The organism is Nostoc paludosum FACHB-159, from assembly GCF_014698835.1.
GTDB classification, from domain to species: Bacteria; Cyanobacteriota; Cyanobacteriia; order Cyanobacteriales; family Nostocaceae; genus Nostoc; species Nostoc paludosum.
On record NZ_JACJTU010000010.1, the window covers coordinates 106441 to 125661 of the forward strand.

Sequence of the window (19221 nt, forward strand, 5' to 3'; positions counted from 1 at the left end):
TTAGAATTCATAAACACTGAAGAGGACACGGGGACAGAGGGAAGCGGTGACAGGGGGACAAGAAGAAGAGTTTTGTCTTAACGTCCCCGCGTCTGTTCTCTCTCCCTCTGACCAACACTACCCTACGACCGTTGGCTTATTTGCAGAAGGACATAAATCCGCAAGTTCACAAGCAACGCAGACGGGAGAACGGGCTTTACAAATGGCACGACCGTGATAAATCAGTCGAATTGACCAATTTTCCCAATCTGGTTGCGGCAATAAAAGCATCAAATCTTTTTCAATGCGGATGGGGTCTGTGTGCTCAGTTAAACCCAAACGTTGACTCAGGCGGCTAACGTGAGTATCTACCGTCACGCCAGCATTAATGCCATAAGCATGGGCGAGGACTACATTTGCAGTTTTCCGAGCCACGCCTGGAAGTTTTAACAACTGTTCCATTTGGTTGGGAACAACAGAGTTAAACTCGGTGACAATCAACCGACAGGCGGCTTGAATGTTCTTGGCTTTATTGCGATAAAATCCTGTGGAACGCACCAAATTTTCTAACTCTTCTAAGTCGGCGATCGCTAAACTCTCAGCATCAGGAAACCGACTAAATAATGCTGGCGTTACTTTATTTACTCGCTCATCAGTACATTGAGCGGAGAGAATCGTTGCCACCAACAATTGTACTGGTGTTGAGTAGTTCAAAGAGCAAGTCGCATCTGGATAAAGATGCTTCAGGCGAGAGAGAATTTCTACCGCCCGTTGCTTTAAAGATAAAACTTTCTTTTCCCTACTCCCCACTGCCAATTCTCCACTCCCTACTTTCTACTGGAGTAACTTTTGTACCCACTCTAATTGACTAGTTAATTGGGTAGTTTCTTTCACTATCAGAAAAATCCCTAGTCCTAAGAGTAACACCAAACCTGTTTGCATTACACCTTCTTGAATCCGAGCAGGTACAGGTCTACCGCGCAGACCTTCAATAAGCAGAAAAGCAAGTTGTCCGCCATCCAAAGCTGGTAAAGGCAAAATGTTAATAATCGCCAAATTAATGCTAATAATTGCCGCGAAAGATAACAAATTTGTGCTATTGTCAGCAGCCAATTGTGCGCCTATTTTGACAATTTTAACTGGGCCAGAAACTTGTCCTACGGTTTGTTGAAAATTGGTAATCAACTGACCAAAACCGCTGAGTGTTCCCACAAATAATTGTTGAAACCTGTTAGCGGCAATGCCGAAAATTTCAAAAGGACTATTAGGACGGCGATAAACTGCCGTAGCATTTGAACTAAGTGCCACACCAACTACACCTTTGCCATCAGCTCCCAGTTTTGGTGTTAATTTTAGGGATTGTTGTTGATTTTCACGCTGTATTTTTAGTTCGATTTGCTGATTAGGATGAGTTTGAATTTCTTTTGTCAGCAAAGTGGTTGATTTATCAGAAGCAGGAAGTTCCTGACCGTTAACAGCCAGAATAATATCTCCTTCCCTAATTCCTGCTTGGTAGGCAATGGATTCTTCATTAACAGGTTGTACAATGACACCAGGTTGATAGTTTAATTTCTCAGGAATACCCACAATACCCAATTGCAGAGCAAGTACTAAATAGGCAAATATTAAATTTGCTATCACTCCGGCACTGATGACGATCGCCCGGTCTAAAATTGGACGATTACGCAGCAGATTTGGGTCATTGGGTGGAACATCGCTATCTGGGTCATCATCCGGGAAGCCCACAAAGCCGCCCAAGGGAAAAGCGCGGACAGCATATTCAGTTTGCGATCCTTGATACTTAAAAAGAACTGGGCCAAAACCCAAAGAAAAACGGTTAACGAGAATGCCTTGAGAACGTGCTGCAACAAAATGTCCCAACTCGTGTACCAAGATCAGAACAGCCAAGACTGCGATCGCTGCTAAAACTGACATAAAGCAAATTAGTGAAGATATTAAGCTATTGTTATCTCCATTCTAATTGGGCATTGGGCATAGGGCATGGAGCGTGGGGCATGAGAAGAGGACAAAGGGACAAGTATCATTAGATGTAGGTTGGGTTGAGGAACGAAACCCAACACGAATATCTATGTTGGGTTTCACTTCGTTCAACCCAACCTACAATTTTTTTGCAACTTAGCACTCCCAATGCCCAATGCCCCATGCCCCATGCCCAATTACAAAACTTCACGCCCCAAGTATGGTTGCAGCGCTTCTGGTATCTTCACTGTTCCGTCGGGTTGTTGATAATTCTCCAAAATTGCTGCCATCGTTCGTCCCACTGCCAGACCTGAACCGTTGAGAGTATGCACAAACTGGGTGCCTTTCTTCCCCGCCTCTTTGAAACGAATATCAGCCCGTCGCGCCTGAAAGTCTACAGTATTAGAGCAGCTGGAAATTTCACGGTATTTGCCAGAAGAAGGCAACCAAACCTCTAAATCGTATGTTTTTGCAGAAGCAAATCCCAAATCCCCACTACTGAGATTCATCACTCGATAAGGCAACTGCAAAGCCTGTAAAATTGATTCTGCACTCCCCACCAATTTTTCTAGTTCATCAAAAGAACTGCTGGGTTCGACAAATTTCACCAATTCGACTTTGTTGAATTGATGCAGGCGAATTAAACCCCGCATATCGCGCCCATAACTACCAGCTTCCCGACGAAAACAAGGGGTATAAGCACAGTGGTAGAGAGGCAAATCTTCAGCAGTGAGAATTTCCCCCCGATAAAGATTAGTAACTGGAACTTCGGCTGTAGGAATTAGCCACAAGTCGTCATCAGCGCATTTGAAGCTTTCTTCAGCAAACTTAGGTAACTGGCCAGTCGCCGTCAAGGAGTCGGTATTCACCAACAGCGGTGGACTAATTTCCACATAACCAGCTTGGGTATGGACACTCAGCATCAATTGAATTAATGCTCTCTCCAGTGCTGCACCAGCGCCTATCAATGTCACAAAGCGACTTTGGGCAACTTTCACAGCCCGCTCAACGTTGAGAATACCTAGCTTTTCAGCTATTTCCCAATGAGGGAGAATATTCGGGTTTTGGGGAATATACTCATCACCCCAACGCCGCACTTCTACGTTATCTTCTTCACTCTTGCCAATTGGTGTAGAGTCGCTTGGTAAGTTGGGAAGTGCCAAAATAAGCTGGGTAATTTCAGCTTTGAGATCTTTTTCTTGGGGTTCTAGTTCGCTCAATTTAGCTTTGACAGAGTTACCTTCATCCCGCAAAGCTTGGATTTCTGGGTCTTGAGCATTGATACCAGACTTGAGCTTTTGCCCGACAATTTTCCCAATTTCGTTGCTACGGGCTTGGAGTTGACTACGCGTCCCCTCTAATTCCCGTTGTTGCCGGTCTAACTGTAATATCGGTTCAATGTCGTATTTACCACTACGACTGTTCAATCGTTCTTGAACTAATTGCGGATTTTCCCGTATTTGCTTGATATCCAGCACAGATTTTTCTCAGTTTTTAGCCTATTATCTTCCTGCCAACACCCCAGCATATACTGATTTTGCCTTGCCATGAGCAGAAAAGCAAACATAAAAATTTAGCTCTGCCAATCTTGCCAGGGCAATAAAAATTTAAATCCAAAATTAGTGTTAATCCTCTGATTTTCTAGACTCCCCAGCACTGGCAGGTGAAGGTAGCCAGTAGGCAAGTACACCGGATAAACCACTCCAGTACACTGCCTGGTTTTGGCTATTCTGGCGCTCCATAAATATTAGGGAACTACACAATCCAATCATTAAGGTACTAAAAAACACTTGTATACCAAATTTCCAAATTTCTAATTTTTTCATAGTGCAAGACCTCAAATCCAAATTAATTTCATCTGATAACAGTTCAGATATCACCTTGTAGGTGGATGTTAATAGAAGCAACTGGTGTTAGTCTTCACGTTGTATTTTGAAAATTTCGGAAAAGCACTACGAATACATTTGAATTATTCGCTATATAGCCTTCCAAAACGACGGAAGGTTACACAAAAAATAATTCAAGAGAAGTATAGATTTTTAGGTAAATTTTTGATAATGACTCGTTTTTCTAGGGTTTATTGATGCGATTAAGTAGCCAAAGGGACGCTACAAGCCCTGCAAAGTGAGCTGAGACAGTGTTAGTGTTTGCCTGTACAACAAGCATATCTAGACCGCTAATAATTCGAGTGGGGTCAAAAAATTGGGTAGTTATCGCTTGGGGAGATATAGATCTTGCTACCAGCGTACCAACGATCGCCTGCGCCCCCAAAAGAGTCACCAGTGTTCCGCCTAAATTCACCCACAGTCCTAAGCGTAATATTTGCACAGTCTCGCTTTTGCGAGGGCGGTTGCTGGGATTGGAGGATTCCAGTTGCCTACCGATTCTGGTGTAACGGTAAGCTAAGTAAATCCCCACACCTAAAATCACCAATCCACAAACTGCTAAAAATACACCAAAGCCAGTCCCAGGATTGTTACTAGGGCTGCCAGTCCTTTGACTAAAGATGCCGAACAGCAGCACAATTATGCCAGAAACAACACCTAGTACTAACTGAATCCAAAAGCTAATCCAACCTGCAAGGCGAAAGGTTTGGGCAATTGCCCGGAGATTAGAAGAAGACGATGGGGCATCGGGAGTTTGTGACATACTAAATCATAAGGGAGATTGGGAGATGGGGAGACTTGTACTGAGCGGAGCCGAAGTATGGGGAAGATGAGGGAGATGAGGGAGCCAGAGAGATAACTAATGACCAATGCCCCATGCCCCATGCCCTATTTTTTTGATAAATTTACTATCACATTTACCAGATAGCACAAGAGGATCTCAAGACTACAAAATTATTAATACTTGCTACCCAGGTGTGTTTACAAGCGTAGCAGTTTGAACTTAAACATATCCTTTAGCTTAAATTTTTAAAATTTGCATTGGGAAAATCACTGTAAAAAAAAGTGTTTATTAAGTTCTACAGACAAAATAGCATTTTACCTGTAAAATTTCTTCGATGGCATCTTATTGCTTAAGCAGTTCTAATAAACTCGGCATCGCTTAACACCAAAACAGTGACTTTGCCACTGTCTGTTCCCTCCTCACCATACCTGATTTAGCTTGGGTAGGAGCATACTATCTTGTACCCTGAAACTCACGAACTATTCCCACAACTTCAAAGGCGTGGGTAATCATTTGGTGTTTTCGCTTTGGAAATCTAGCTTAAGTAGCTTTATATATTACTCATTTTAGAGTAGCAGTATATACTGACTACGAGGATTGTAGACCTTACCCTAAGGCATTTTTTTAGCCATTCCCTAACCATGAAACTTGAGGATATATATCAATTCTTTGAAAATCCTCCGCCAACTTACCTTTGTCAGGAATTAGCAGTTTGTTACATACTGTCTATTTTGTTAGAAGGTGAATCCTACGGCACCGAGTTAATCCAACGATTAGAAACTGAATATCCCACCTATAGGCTTTCGGATACTGTACTTTACAGTGCAATCAAGTTTCTGGAAGACGAAAGGGCAATTAATGGATATTGGAAAAAACTCGAAGGACGGGGACGGCCCAGGCGGATGTACCAAGTTTCTCCAGAATGGCAAGTTCCAGCGCAGAATTTAGCTTTTCTTTGGCAAGACTACATCAACGGGCGAACAAAGTAACGAATAATTGATAATGAATAAGTCTCCTCCAGTCAAACAATAACAATTAGTTATGGATACTCCTATTCTGCCATCTACCTTGCTGCTAACTTTGTTGTTATCGGTTGGGCTGTTTTTCTTTATTCGTGCTTCTACTAAAGACCGTACAGAAACAGCGCACTTAGTATCCGAACAAGACGAAGCCGCTTTTATGTCTCAATTAAGAGAGTATTTTCGATCGCGGTCTTACCGAGTGGCAGCGGTAGACCGAGAACAAAACCAAGTGACTTTTGAAGGTAATGTTCGCCCTAGCTGGTTCTTAGCTATATTCCTCACCCTACTGGCAGCTACTGGGATTGTTTGCCTGTCACTGGTGGTATACCTACTTTTTCCTAACCTGAGTAGGTTTATTCTAGCTCTGGTACTACTGTCACCTTTGAGTGGTGTTTTTTATTGGAAAAAATCTGGAAGACTTGAGAAGGTTTTGCTCAAAGTAGAAACAACTCAGAGCCAACAAACCCCCTCAAGTAAGGTTACTGTAGTTGCCCATCGAGATGAACTCACCCAGTTACGGAAGACTCTACAGTTAAAGGCTGGGGAATAATTGTTGGTTTTTATGACCATCTCTTAACTTATGAGGTGTTCCCTTTCTGACCTGACCTACTCTTGAAGCAATGAAAAGTATAAGGAGGAAATCAAGACTGCTGCTTTGCCAATTTTATCCGTAACTTAAGTTATAGGTAAAATTTTGAATTGATTTCAATTCTTTGACAAAGCTTGTCTTCCAATCTATTTGGATAAGAACGCAACTTCACTAGCGCTTTTGGATGCGCTTGGCTCTATATCCACTCCTTTATGCATGTTAAGAGACAAGTACCAAACCATGCAAACTAGCGTGGTTTGACACATATTTGCTTTTCAAGTGCCCAGAATAGGTTGACTGGCAAATCACCTACAAACTAAAAAAAAATTAAATTTTGCATAAACTTAGCAATTTTGCCAGTTAATTAATAGTCAGGGGCCACATTCAATGCCTGAGATGACCAATTTGTTATCGAGCAGTTAAAGCAAGGGTTTCTTGACCTGTAGGAGCCTCTAAAGTCCTCAGGCTAGGAAACAAGAAATGGTTTTCCTCTACGTATTGGGCACCAAACAGTCCCTTTTCTGCCCAGAAATAGCGGTCTGTGGTGTGTTCGTTTCGCTTTACGAGTAGAAGTGCCGGTGGCAAAATACCTTCAGCTTGAATGAACCTTCTCGCTGCTGTCACAGGTTTTTCTTCACCACTCTCGATGCTATATTGAGGCACATGTTCCAGAATACGCCGTCCTTCCTGACGACGACGACTTTTTCTTTTGCGTCTCCTTGCCAACCTATTGTCCTCCTCTTTCAAGCTATAGATTGTAGTGATAGCTACAAAATCCGTCGTAATTATAGAAGTTCTAGTTCAAAAAATCAATAGTTTTTTAACTTTTGATCCAATAAAATTAATATCTTTAGAGGTATAGATCAAACAAAATTTTCTAAGCATAATAATCCGCTGGTACAAAACATCACTCAGAAGATTTCAGTTAAGCTGTATTAAAACAATGAGGTAAAAACTAGCTATCCTCTCTTAATCATGCCTCATAATCTGTAATCTTGAGCAAGAGCTAAAAAATGTTAATGTCTGCCAGTTCTGATTTTCTTGCTCTGTGCCGAGAGCAAATAGCACTGCTGGCCCAAGGGCTGGGAGCAACTTTAAGTATTGTGTACCTAACACAAGAATTGGTAGAGACTCCCTCTGGTGAAGCAAAACTGATTCCTGTAATGATTTATCCGGAAACAGCATTATTACCGCAAGCAGAGGAAAGTGCCACCACATTACCTAAGCAGCTTCGAGTTGGTAATGCATTGGTACTACCCAATCATCACCAAAGGTTATTAACACCAGGATTGGAATCTTCAACTTCGTCGCCGGAATCTCAGATACCGGATGCATCTGGGCCTCATTTACAAGAGGAATATCTACTGAGTGGTAACCAAATTGTTTTACCTTTGGTCTATGAAGGTGTGATGATGGGGTTGCTAGTAACTGGTAGAAAAGACCGAGAATGGAATGAACACGAGCAAAGTCAGATTCAACACATAGCCCAAACACTAGCGATCGCTTGCATTTTAGATCAGCGACGAGCATGGTTACAACACCAACTGCACGAACAACAAATTCTTCAAGAAAAACAGCAGGATTTGTTAGATAACCTATTGCATCAGTTTCGTAACCCATTAACAGCATTACGGACTTTTGGTAAACTTTTATTAAAGCGACTGCGACCAGCAGATCCTAATCGGGATGTAGCAAATAGCATAGTGCGAGAAAGCGATCGCCTACAAGAATTACTCCAACAATTTGAGCAAGTAATTGACTTGGCAGACACAGATTTAGCACCACTACATCTGCCAAATGAAGTATTTGTAGAAGCATCTGTGCAAAAAGATGCTAAGCCGCCCCTGTTATTGCCGGGAACCGGAGATCAAGCAGTTGATTGCTCGGTAGCAGATATATTAGAACCATTATTAATATCAGCTAAAGCAATAGCACAAGAGCGCAAATTAAAGCTAATAACCGAATTTAAGCACAATTTACCTTTAGTACGTGCCAACATCAAAGCATTACGAGAAGTCTTAAATAACATCATCGATAATGCATTGAAATACACTCCTAGTGGTGGTAAAATTGTGATTCAAGCTGGGCAACAAAAAGGTAATCTTCAAGGAATTGTTATCAGTGACAACGGGCCTGGCATTCCACCTGAAGATTTAGAGCATCTTGGAGAACGACATTACCGGGGCGTACAAGCGCAAACAGAAATTCCCGGTACAGGTCTAGGGTTAGCGATCGCTAAACAGTTAATCGAACAAATGCAGGGCGAAATCGAGGTTTTCAGCCCTGCAATCAACTCTAAATTAACTTCACCTAGTAGACCAGGAACTACATTTATTATTTGGTTACCTCAAGTTGAGAGTTAGGAGTTAGGAATTAGGAGTTAGGAGTTGAGAATTAAACCTTTGCTTTAATTGGTTCGTCAAAACTTTTAATTCCTAACTTTTTACTATCTTCAACTCATAACTCATAACTCTTCACTCCTAACTACCTTAGTGAAACCAACAAATTTTGATTGATTGTCATTTGTAAATCGGTATTTGGGTCAATTGCGATTAAGTCAACACTATTTCTACCGAAGAATAGACCAATCAACGCACCGATACCTGCACCACCTAAGACTTCTTCTGTGGCGATGGCGCGATCGCCTGTGACGGCAGATACCGCAGCGGCGGCTCCTGCGCCCAACACGGTGTTCTGAATAATCGATCCGGCGCTAGTACCCTTTTTAACGGTTTGAGTCTTGGTAATCACTTCAGAACTAGCGTTAAGTTGATATTCTTGACCTGTGGTCAAAACTAGTTTTTCAGCAACGAATTGAGAACCGCCTGTAGCAGGTTTGAGTTGACCAATTACTTGGCTACCAGCAGGAATCACCACAGATCCTTCTTGGGTAACTACACTTTGGGATACAGTCAGCGTCAAAGGTGCTGTTTCGTCCTTGGTGACCAGAATTTTTTCTGCCTTGTCATACTTGACAGGGATAGCAGTTCCTTGAGGAATTGTCACAGATACAGGTGTTGGGGTAGTATTCCCAAGAGCTACGATGTAGGGCGAGTTAATCGCTGAGGCTTGATTAGAACTAACCAATGCTTGGTAAATAAAAGCTGCTACTTGGGCGCGAGTGGCGGTTGCAGTTGGATTGAGGAACTTCACATTGGGATAGTTCACCACGATTTGCTTCTCAGTTGCCGCAGCGATGGGGCTACGGGCGTAACTAGCAATGTTAGAAGCATCGTTGAAGTATTGCAGAGTGCTTTCGGTATTACCGCTGGCACTATATTCCAAACCGTTAGCTAGGGAAACTAAAACCTGTTGGCGGGGAATAGCTTGGTTAGGCTCAAAGCGATTGCCGGGATATCCTGATAAGAAACCAATGGTATAAGCTTGCTCAATGGCGCCGGCTGCCCAATAGTTGCTAGGCACATCAGTAAAATTGATTGGCGATCGCTGTTGTGCTTTTTGGAAGGCTTTATTCACCATAGCGGCAAATTGAGCGCGTGTTACTGCTTCTTCAGGGCGGAAACTACCATCAGGGAATCCGGCAATTACACCTCGTTGTGATAATTGTTGAATAAATGGTGCTGCCCAATAATTAGATGAAACATCAGAAAAAGTAGTTTGAGCAAAAGAAGGTGCAGCTGTCATGAACGGTGCTACAGTTGCAACTGTGACGCTTAAAGCCATGAGTGCAGCTGTTCCAGATTGCAAACGATTTAAAGTAAACATTGTTTTTTTACTCCATTAAATTTATGTTTTCTACTGTTAATTAATTAGACAATTGCTAAAAATTTATGTTCCCATTAATTGAATTTTTTCTAAAGAGTATTTATTTGAAAAATACAATTAAAATTAAACAATCCCTAATCCAATTTCTCAGCAATAAATAATAGGGTAATTAGCCTTTTGCTGATTAGCTCTACTCAGTAAACCAGATTTCAACGAAGGTGAACTACACAACGATGCGTCTGATAGATAGGGATAAAGCTGGTTTTACTTCTAGAGGCTGAATTATGCTGTAATCATTACCAAAACTCTAGATATCTCTTAAGACGATGCAGAGATAGAATAGTTGCACAGAAATAGATTTTTTGAGGTTAAAAATGAAGGCGATCGCACACTATAAGTTAAAGTGGCGATCGCCTATTCATTGATGATTAAATTCACAACTTAAATCAAGTTAAACCTATTAGCGGTATAAGGTTAAGTTAGAATTCAGCGTCAGCCTCAAATCTTGTGCAGGTCTGATAACAAACGCATTGGTTTCTTTTTTCCGCAACAGGACGCTTGCTCCTGCACCCGCAGCCGCACCAATCACGGGTTTTAAATCATCAACTCTGTTATTACCAGTAATTAGTGAACCCAAAAGACCAGCACCTGCACCAATACCTGCATCAGTTAACACTTGACCTGTGCTAGGCCCTTGTTTTACTCTTTGAGTTGTGGTGTATGTCCGAGAAGTTGCATTAATTGACTGACGGCGACCATTGGAAAATTCTAATTCTTGGGCTACAAAGCGCACGCCTTTTCCTTTGTTATCATCATCTTGTGAATAACCATCTAAATCAACGGGTTCTAAGCGTCCTATTACTTTAGTACCAGCAGGAATTAAGACGTTTCTATTCCTGTCAGTAATGTTATTCGCGATTTTCAAGGTTATGGATTTACTTTCCCCAGGAGCAATAGTAATTGTTTCTTTTTCGTAGTTAACAGGAAGATTCACTCCAGAAGGAATTGTCACGTTTCCATATTGCCCAACATTGTATTGTGCATTAGCAGGAGCAAAGGGAATCATGGGAGCAATGACGGTGGTGGTAACAGCCATTGCCATGAGTGCAGCAGTTCCGGATTTCCATCGAAGTAGAGGAGTCATAGATGAGTTGACCTTTACGTATGTGATATGTGTAATGACGAGGGTTTACTGAGTTTGTTTCAGACTATTCTTGAACATGACTTTAGTCATATTCCGAAGGTAAAAGCACTTATTTGACTAGAAGTATGTGCGTAAGTGTACCCACTCGGAGATAGAGCTTGTCAGGATTTTTACTCTCCTAATCTGCGTTACTAAATAGGAGGCAAGATACTCTTAATGACGCCAAATTAGTTTAATTGTTTCCTGACTTTGTTTTATTGCTTACGTCTACATACTTACGCCATTGCGAACTATTACTTCTATTTTACTCGGTAATAAGTTCTATGATGAAGATATGAGCAATTGGTATTATTTGTCAAACATAAAAATAAACTATCTGCTCTGCTAGATGAGTGTTTAAGATTGCTGCTTAAAATGATGAAAGATGATAAATTATGCAAGCGAATAGGCCATGATTACTAAAAAAGAAATTACTATCAAAGTTATCTCTGAGCTATTTTCTTAATTTCTGCGATCGGTAATAGCAAGGTATCTTTTATTTGCTTTCGTACTTCACGACTGACATAACAATCAGTACTTAGGCAATCCACTAAAAATTTATTAGCTTCATAATACTGCTTAAGCAATTCTTTTTGTTTATCAGTGAACTGCCAATCATGGCCAATATTACGATGTTTAATCATCACTAATTGTAATTTTTCACTCCAAATCTGAGCATTAGTTTGCCACCAATGCTTAAATCTCTCTTCGTCACTTTTTGGATCGGGAAGTTGCTGTTGTAGTTCTTGTAATGTTTCTTCTAACTCAGGCACCAGCGCAAGGTCATGGGCACGTATCAGATCGAGAGCGCATTTATGAGAAAAAGTCAGAGTCTCTGAAAGAGCAATGGCACGTTCATAGGACAAAGCATCTTCCAGTGTATAGCGATAAAGGGAACGGACAAGGGCAAGGGTATGCTCAAGAGCGCGATAAAATGCATCGGCATTAGTACATTTCAAGTGCTTGTCAAGGGCATGAGCAAGGGCAAATTTACGGCTATTTTCAAACTTATAATCGAGGTTAATATTTCGGATATTATGAAGGTTAGAAAGAGAAAAAATACGGTTGGTACTTGTGATATGCCAACAGGCAAGGTCAAAGTAAAATGCTCGAACTGCTGCTAAATTATAGGGAAGTTTAAAATTAAGACATTTTTGATTTAGCCATATAAGAAATCTCTGCAACTTATTATTATTAGCTATAATTTCATCTACTTTCTCTTTCATTAATAGCAATACGTTATCTGCACTTGGCGACATTCCAACTACAAGTAAAAATACTTCACGCCAGCTTTTTTCATTGATGTGGCTAACTAGATTTTGTAAAGCTTCTTTTGAAGACTGTTTCACAACCACAAAATCTCTAGCAGTAAAATACTCGTGAAATGTAAGATGAGAAAAGGAGTAAATCCCTTTAGCTCGTTCTACTAATAACCCATGTTGTGCTTCAATAGATTTAATAACTTTTTCACTATCCATTTGCAGTGCTTCTTGATCGAGATTCGCATCAGGTAAGTTGCGAATATATTCTGTAATATATTGCTCGGCTACTTTCTGCTTAAAAAAATAGTCGCCCCGCTCAAATGTAGTTAGAGCAATTTTGCTGAGTAAATCTTCCTTGCGCTGTACTGATAGCTTTTTGTAAACTCGCTCACGCTGAATTCCACGCTTAGCGTCCCATTTTTTCAGTAATGCATCTAATCCTTCTTTGTATAACTCGGAACGATTTGCAGGAAAATCTCCTGACTCTTCAAATGCTAAACAAAGTAATGTCAACAGTAGGGGGCTTGTGGCAAGTTGTTTGATACGGTTATTTTCTTCGAGAGATTTGATAAAAGTCTCTGGTTTGACAGCTTTATCCTTAAACCAGTTATTGGCAAAGTTAGTAATTTGACTATCATCAAAATCAGCAACTTCGACTTCTGTAAACTTCTCAAAAGTATAGTCATTCGCTGCAATACGGCAAGTGGTTATAAAATAATTTGTATAAAGCTTTTCCGGAAATTTTTTACACAACCACTTTAGCAAGCCGTTAGGAAATGGTGTAATGTGAATGCTTTGGTTTTTATCTAAATCTTTTTTAAACTCTTGAGAGTATTTTAGAGAGTCGTTTTTAAATTCTTCAGATAAATAAAAATTATCAGAAACCTCTCGGATTTGATCTATAATTCTGGCACTGTCCTCTTCTCTTACTTCATCTAGCCCATCAAGCAAAACCAATACTCTACCGTGTTTGAATAAATTATCTACTTGATTAGTGACTATTTTGTAACTAGATAATAGCTGACTTATGTATTCTAGTAATCCAGGTTTATTTGCAGCTTCACCAAAATCTTTGAGTGTGATGAAAATTGGCACTCGTTCGGCTTGAAACTCGCTTTCAATACATTGAATTGCTAAATACTTCAAAAATGTAGTTTTACCTGCCCCTGGCTTTCCTAAGATCATTAGCTTAATATATTTCTCAACCGCTTCCATCCCTGGCACTCTTTTTTGGGTAATTCTGCCAAGTCCAAAGCGGTCAAAATCCTCACTAGCACACTGTTGAAATAATTCATCAATTCCTAACCATTGCCGCCCAGTAATTTTTTCTAAAATATTAACGCTGGTGTAAATGTCATTCAATCCAATAGGCTGAGTCATATCTAGTACGCGCATTGTGCCACAGCGTTGTTGAATGAGGGGCTTTATCTTTTCGCGTACTTCTTGAACTAGGGCATCAATATCAATGTTGTTATCTTGATTTACCTCTAGTTCGCTAGCTGGTTGAGCAACTATATTTTCCCACTCTAAATCTAACCTGTCGCAAATTTGGACAAAGAGATTGCGGTCAACAGGTTTACCTGTAAAGAATTTTCCTACTGGCTGGCGAGTTACTTCTAGCTCATCAGCTAATGCTTTTTGAGTTAAGGAATAACGAATTAAAGCTCTTTTTGCTTTTTGGATACCTTCTGGAGAACAGCAAAGCGATCGCCCACTCATAACCTAACCACTACACTTTTGCTGATTTTAACTGCCAATTTGGCAATTCATCCTCATCGCATACACAACTCACTCATCTTGCAAGCTTGTAAGCAATCAGAGGACTGCAAAGATAGTGATGTGAGGATTCAAACAATTTGGGGAATCTATTATGTTATCTAAAAAATTTCCTTCAAGAGATGAAGTACTGGCTGCTGTGACTTTAATTATGGTTATTGGCTCTCTGACACTTGCAGTCATTGACGAAAAGAGTCGCCCGCAATTTTTAGATTTAACTAAATTTGCTGTGGGTACATATATTGGACTGTTGATACCTCGGTCTAGATGAAACGATCGCGATCGCCATTAACCATTTCACAATACTAGGACGGGCAATTGTGCCCATCCCATGAAGATGTTCTTAGGATTTGATAATCAGTAGCGTTCCTGGGGTTTCTTTTTGGCGATCGCCTGTTTTAACATTTGTGGCAGCCAAGAAAGATAATAATATAATTGGTCTGCGTGACTATACAGCGATAAGAACTTCGCTTCATTTAATAAAGTATTTGATCGGACTGATTTGAGCATTTTTCTAGATTTATCTTCCAGCACATTTGGGATTGAACCGCTAACAGAATACTTTTGTAAATGTGGAGGTAAGCGCCAGTTAATTTCAGGATCTGGTTGATGTATTACTGGTTCAATATTTCCGCGCCATGCAACTCCCATGATTTGCATAGTTTGATATACCATTGTGTTCCAGCCTTTGTTTTTCAAATAGTCCAATCCTTCACCAACATCGGGAGAAGCTAAATCGTGAAATAAAATTAATGCATCAGGTTCGGCAAATTGTTCGCAAATCATTACATCATTGAGTGGCGCTGGCGATTCGTGATGACCATCTATAAATATCAATGACCATTTACGTTGAAATTTATTTGCTAATTCTTCTACTGCTTGGGGGCTATATCCTGGTAAAAGATTTACAAATTCTTTGACGCCGGCCGATTTTAGTGAATCTGTGACGCTTTCATAAAATAATTCTGTGGATAGCATCGGATCGATAACATCTAGCTCAACTCCTCCTAAAGCTAAATGACAAGCTGACCAACCCATCCAACAGCCTATTTCTAAAGCTTTTTTACCCTGAAATTTTAAGGCTGTATTGTAAAGAATATGAGCTTCATCTCTGCTAACAAATCCTGTACCCGGCTGTCGCCGATCTACGTACCAGTTGTGAGGAATATCACGCCGCAGATAAAACCAAAAACTATCGTATGTATTTCCCAAAATCATATTAGGAAAACATGAATCTGGCTGAATAATGGAAAATCCTGGTGAAACATAATCTCCCTCTGGCAATAATTCGCCTTTTATTACTTTTACTGTTTTTTCAATCATCGGATTACTGCCTGAGTATTGGAAATTTTAACAAAACAGAATTCAGGAGTCAGGAGTCAGAATTCAGAATTCTGCCTAGTTTAGCAACTTAGAAAATAGCAAAGCGATCGCCAGGATATCATCTCAGCGCTACATTTGTGCTGATTTTTACTGCCAAATTGGCGATTTATCCCCATCGCATATTGAACTTCCTCATTGCTCTAGGTAAATATATTGGACTGTTGATACCTCGTCAAGTAATAGCGATCTTGGTGTCTAGTAGTGAGTTGGGAGTGGGGAATCCAGATGAGGGCGAGTTTTTAAACGCAGAGGAACGCAAAGTCAGCGCAGAGTCACGCAGAGTATTTTTGAAGTTAATTCGTTACGGACTTGTGAAGTCCTGTACTAATTTGCATTTAGAAATAATATAAAGAGTATGGGGAACTAATATCTCCCTCATCTTTTTTCGTTTTTTCTTCTTTATCAGCACCAGGAAATAAAGGGGAGTCTCCAGGACTGTTTAATTTTTTGTGAATAAAGCAAAAATTATTCATGCAATAAGAAAAATTCGCTCATCAAATTGTAAATTTTTGTAAAATTGATGTCTTCAGGACTAGAAACCTGATATTTAGATAGCTAAACTAACAAACAGTGCATCTGTACTCTTAATGATTAAAAGTAGATGTGGCGCCATAGCGTGAATGATCCCAGTACAACTTATCCTCAAAAACTTCCTTAGTTACCGTGATGCAACTTTAGATTTTCGTGGTTTGCATACGGCTTGTATTTCTGGTTCCAATGGTGCGGGTAAATCTTCTCTTTTAGAAGCAATCACTTGGGCAATTTGGGGTGAAAGCCGCGCCAGTGCTGAAGACGATGTTATTTATTCTGGTGCAAAAGAAGTCCGGGTTGATTTTACTTTCCAAAGTAACCAGCAAACATATCGGGTGATTCGCACTCGAATTCGGGGTGCTACTAGCGTCCTAGAATTTCAAATAGAAACACCCTCAGGATTTCGCCCGCTCACCGGCAAAGGGGTAAGGGCAACCCAAGATTCGATTTTAGAACACATTAAGCTCGATTACGATACTTTTATTAATTCTGCCTATCTGCGTCAAGGTCGTGCTGATGAATTCATGCTCAAACGACCTACGGAACGCAAAGAAATTTTAGCAGAGTTGTTAAAACTCAATCAGTACGATGATTTGGAAGAACGGGCAAAGGAATCTTCTCGTCAATTCAAAGCACGGGGGGAGGAACTAGAGCGTTCTTTGGATGCGATTAAAATTCAGCTGCAACAACAAAAGACAACTGAGGCGCAAAGAGAACAGTTAGAAGCTGAACTCAATCAATTACAACAAGTACAAGCTTTTGACAATATTCAATTACAAAGTTTGCAAGTTGTCCAGCACCAGCGTCAAAACTGGGAACAACAACTGAACTTTGTCAAGCAGCAATATCAAAATCTTAACCAAGACTGCGATCGCCTACAACAAGAACAGTTAGTGGTTGGTAGTCAGCTAGCAGAAATAGAGAAAATCTTAGATCGAGAAGCCGAGATTAAGGCTGGATACGCCCAATATCAAAGTCTGCAATCTCAAGAAGAAGCGATGAGCGCCAAATTTGAAGAATATAGCCGCGCTGGGCAGACTCGCCAACAAAAGCAACAACAGCTTACCAAACAAATTCAGGAAATCGAACGACAACTGCAACAAGCCCAAGCCCAACTCGAAGCTTTGCAGCAACAAGAGCGAGAAATTCAGCAAACTCTCACCAAATCAGGTGAAGTCGAAGCTGCTTTGTCACAACTGGGCGCAGCACGTCACCATCTTGCTCATTTAGATCAGTTGCAAATGCAGGTGACTCCTTTGTTGCAACAACGAGCAGCTTTACAAAGCCAATTAGATCGGACTCATGCTGGCTTGGTAGCGCGACTCGAACAATTGCAAAATACAGAAAATCAATTGCAACGCCAACAACGACGCCAACCGCAACTACAACAAGCGGTGATGGATGTCGCAATCCAAATTGAAGAACTGGACAAAAAGCGGGTTTATCTGCAAAGAGTCCAGGAAAAAGGGCAAGAAAGGCGTCACTTTATCGAACGCCTACAAGCTCATCAACGGGATTATGAAAAACTGTTGGGAGAATTAGAGCAAAAACTCCAAATGCTGCAAAATCCCGATGCTCTTTGTCCGTTGTGCGAACGTCCTTTAGACGAACATCACTGGAGCCGTGTGGTGGAAAAAACCCAAACTGAGTTGGATGATACTCAAGGGCAGTTTTGGGTAGTGCGGGAACAAATGGCTGTGTCAGATAGAGAAATTCAAGTACTTAGGCAGGAATATCGAGAAATATCGCAACAATTAGCGATTTATGACGGTTTGCGCGAACAGCGGGGACAATTGGCAGCACAGTTAGAAGCGACAACTGATGTCCAACATCAATTACAACAAATTGTTGCTGAAAAACAACATTTAGAGCGATCGCTACAAGCTGGTGATTACGCTCCCGAACAACAAGCCGAACTCCGAAAGTTAGACCAATATCTGCAACAAGTTAATTATAATGAGCAAGACCATGCCCTAGCTCGCAGCGAAGTTGAGCGCTGGCGTTGGGCAGAAATTAAACAAAGCCAGATTAAAGACGCTACTAAGCGACAAGCACAGCTAGTAGCCCGAAAGCCAGAACTAATAGCTACTATTGCCGAATTACAAGCCAGAATTCAGCTAGAACAAACTAACTCTGAATGTGCCAAACAAATTGCGGCTCTGGAACGTCACATTGTTGAAATTGGCTACAGTTCGGAACTGCACAACAACCTCCGTATAGGTGTTAAGCAAGCTCAATCTTGGCATTTGCGGTATCAGCAACTTTTAGCAGCCCACCAGCAATATCCCCAACTCCAGACGAGATTGCAAGAACTAGAAGAATCTAGAGGCGTCAGAATAACGGAGCGACAAAAACTTGCCAACCAAATCGAAAGCATAATCGAGCAACTACAAGCAACAGCCAACCCATCTGCCCAAATTCAAGCCCTAGAGCAGCAGCTAGCAATACGCAGACGCCAACTCGACGAGCAAATTGCCAAGTTGGGGCGTTTAGAACAGTTGGCGCATCAACTCCAAACGCTGCAAATTCAATACGAACAACAGTACAAACAACTACAATCTTGCAAGCACGAACAACGTGTTTATCAGGAATTAGCCCAGGCTTTTGGTAAAAATGGTATCCAAACACTGATGATTGAAAATGTCTTGCCGCAACTGGAAGCCGAGACAAATCAATTACTTTCGCGTTTGAGTGCTAATCAATTTCATGTACAATTTATTACTCAAAAAGCTGGGCGTCATGGAAAATCAACTAAGAAAAATGCCAAGTTAATAGACACCTTGGATATTTTAATCGCCGATTCCAGAGGAACGAGGGCTTATGAAACTTATTCTGGGGGAGAAGCTTTTAGAATTAACTTTGCTATCCGTTTAGCCTTGGCGAAATTATTAGCGCAACGGGCGGGGGCGGCGTTGCAATTGTTGATTGTGGATGAGGGCTTTGGGACACAGGATGCTGAAGGATGCGATCGCTTAGTTGCAGCGATTAATGCAATCGCTTCTGATTTTGCTTGCATTCTCACTGTCACCCACATGCCCCACCTCAAAGAAGCTTTCCAAGCGAGGATTGAGGTGAATAAAACTCAGCAAGGTTCGCAGTTGAGTTTGTCGATTTAATTAC

16 protein-coding genes are annotated in these 19221 nt (G+C 41.0%); 6 read left to right on the plus strand and 10 right to left on the minus strand.

Features of this window, described 5'->3' with window-relative positions; translation table 11 throughout:
• Positions 1-117: 117 nt before the first annotated feature.
• The 5 genes from nth to H6H03_RS12790 all read right to left on the minus strand — a co-directional run bounded on the left by nth (position 118) and on the right by H6H03_RS12790 (position 4608).
• Positions 118-789 carry an endonuclease III gene (gene nth, locus H6H03_RS12770; protein ID WP_190955471.1) on the minus strand — a complete coding sequence of 224 codons (672 nt, stop codon included), beginning with the start codon at positions 787-789 and terminating at the stop codon, positions 118-120.
• A 24-nt stretch (positions 790-813) separates the two neighbouring features.
• A complete protein-coding gene (gene rseP / locus H6H03_RS12775; protein WP_190955472.1) occupies positions 814-1914 on the minus strand; it encodes an RIP metalloprotease RseP in 1101 nt (366 codons plus the stop codon).
• Positions 1915-2156: 242 nt separating this feature from the next.
• Complete coding sequence (gene serS, locus H6H03_RS12780) at positions 2157-3437, minus strand: serine--tRNA ligase (RefSeq protein ID WP_190955473.1); 1281 nt, start codon at positions 3435-3437, stop codon at positions 2157-2159.
• A 147-nt stretch (positions 3438-3584) separates the two neighbouring features.
• On the minus strand, positions 3585-3785 hold the full coding sequence (locus tag H6H03_RS12785) for a hypothetical protein (protein ID WP_096534960.1): 201 nt from the start codon (positions 3783-3785) through the stop codon (positions 3585-3587).
• Between the two features lie 244 nt (positions 3786-4029).
• On the minus strand, positions 4030-4608 hold the full coding sequence (locus H6H03_RS12790; RefSeq protein ID WP_190955474.1) for a DUF3611 family protein: 579 nt from the start codon (positions 4606-4608) through the stop codon (positions 4030-4032).
• A 662-nt stretch (positions 4609-5270) separates the two neighbouring features.
• On the opposite strand from H6H03_RS12790, the gene H6H03_RS12795 reads away from it, so the two are divergent.
• Positions 5271-5618 carry a PadR family transcriptional regulator gene (locus tag H6H03_RS12795; protein ID WP_190955475.1) on the plus strand — a complete coding sequence of 116 codons (348 nt, stop codon included), beginning with the start codon at positions 5271-5273 and terminating at the stop codon, positions 5616-5618.
• A gap of 52 nt (positions 5619-5670) precedes the next feature.
• Positions 5671-6201 (plus strand): cofactor assembly of complex C subunit B, encoded by a 531-nt coding sequence (locus H6H03_RS12800; protein WP_190955476.1) that lies wholly within the window; start codon positions 5671-5673, stop codon positions 6199-6201.
• A 447-nt stretch (positions 6202-6648) separates the two neighbouring features.
• Here H6H03_RS12800 and H6H03_RS12805 read toward each other — a convergent pair whose 3' ends face one another.
• The gene (locus tag H6H03_RS12805) at positions 6649-6966 is read right to left on the minus strand and encodes a DUF3155 domain-containing protein (protein WP_096534956.1); all 318 of its coding nucleotides are present in this window, start codon (positions 6964-6966) and stop codon (positions 6649-6651) included.
• 287 nt (positions 6967-7253) lie between these two features.
• Here H6H03_RS12805 and H6H03_RS12810 point away from each other — a divergent pair, with 287 nt between their 5' ends.
• On the plus strand, positions 7254-8603 hold the full coding sequence (locus tag H6H03_RS12810; protein WP_190955477.1) for a GAF domain-containing sensor histidine kinase: 1350 nt from the start codon (positions 7254-7256) through the stop codon (positions 8601-8603).
• 121 nt (positions 8604-8724) lie between these two features.
• Here the strand turns inward: H6H03_RS12810 and H6H03_RS12815 are convergent, their stop codons facing one another.
• The 3 genes from H6H03_RS12815 to H6H03_RS39805 form a co-directional block, all read right to left on the minus strand.
• On the minus strand, positions 8725-9966 hold the full coding sequence (locus tag H6H03_RS12815; protein WP_190955478.1) for an S-layer homology domain-containing protein: 1242 nt from the start codon (positions 9964-9966) through the stop codon (positions 8725-8727).
• Between the two features lie 460 nt (positions 9967-10426).
• The gene (locus H6H03_RS12820) at positions 10427-11110 is read right to left on the minus strand and encodes a conjugal transfer protein TrbI (protein WP_190955479.1); all 684 of its coding nucleotides are present in this window, start codon (positions 11108-11110) and stop codon (positions 10427-10429) included.
• A gap of 482 nt (positions 11111-11592) precedes the next feature.
• A complete protein-coding gene (locus H6H03_RS39805) occupies positions 11593-14130 on the minus strand; it encodes an NACHT domain-containing protein (RefSeq protein ID WP_199338920.1) in 2538 nt (845 codons plus the stop codon).
• A gap of 151 nt (positions 14131-14281) precedes the next feature.
• Between H6H03_RS39805 and H6H03_RS12830 the strand changes: the two genes are divergently transcribed.
• Positions 14282-14458 (plus strand): hypothetical protein, encoded by a 177-nt coding sequence (locus tag H6H03_RS12830; RefSeq protein ID WP_190955480.1) that lies wholly within the window; start codon positions 14282-14284, stop codon positions 14456-14458.
• 86 nt (positions 14459-14544) lie between these two features.
• Here H6H03_RS12830 and H6H03_RS12835 read toward each other — a convergent pair whose 3' ends face one another.
• Complete coding sequence (locus tag H6H03_RS12835; RefSeq protein WP_190955481.1) at positions 14545-15510, minus strand: class I SAM-dependent methyltransferase; 966 nt, start codon at positions 15508-15510, stop codon at positions 14545-14547.
• A gap of 137 nt (positions 15511-15647) precedes the next feature.
• On the opposite strand from H6H03_RS12835, the gene H6H03_RS12840 reads away from it, so the two are divergent.
• Complete coding sequence (locus H6H03_RS12840; RefSeq protein ID WP_190955482.1) at positions 15648-15920, plus strand: hypothetical protein; 273 nt, start codon at positions 15648-15650, stop codon at positions 15918-15920.
• 270 nt (positions 15921-16190) lie between these two features.
• Positions 16191-19217, plus strand: a complete 3027-nt coding sequence (gene sbcC, locus H6H03_RS12845; RefSeq protein ID WP_190955483.1) for an exonuclease subunit SbcC — start codon at positions 16191-16193, stop codon at positions 19215-19217.
• Positions 19218-19221 lie beyond the last annotated feature (4 nt).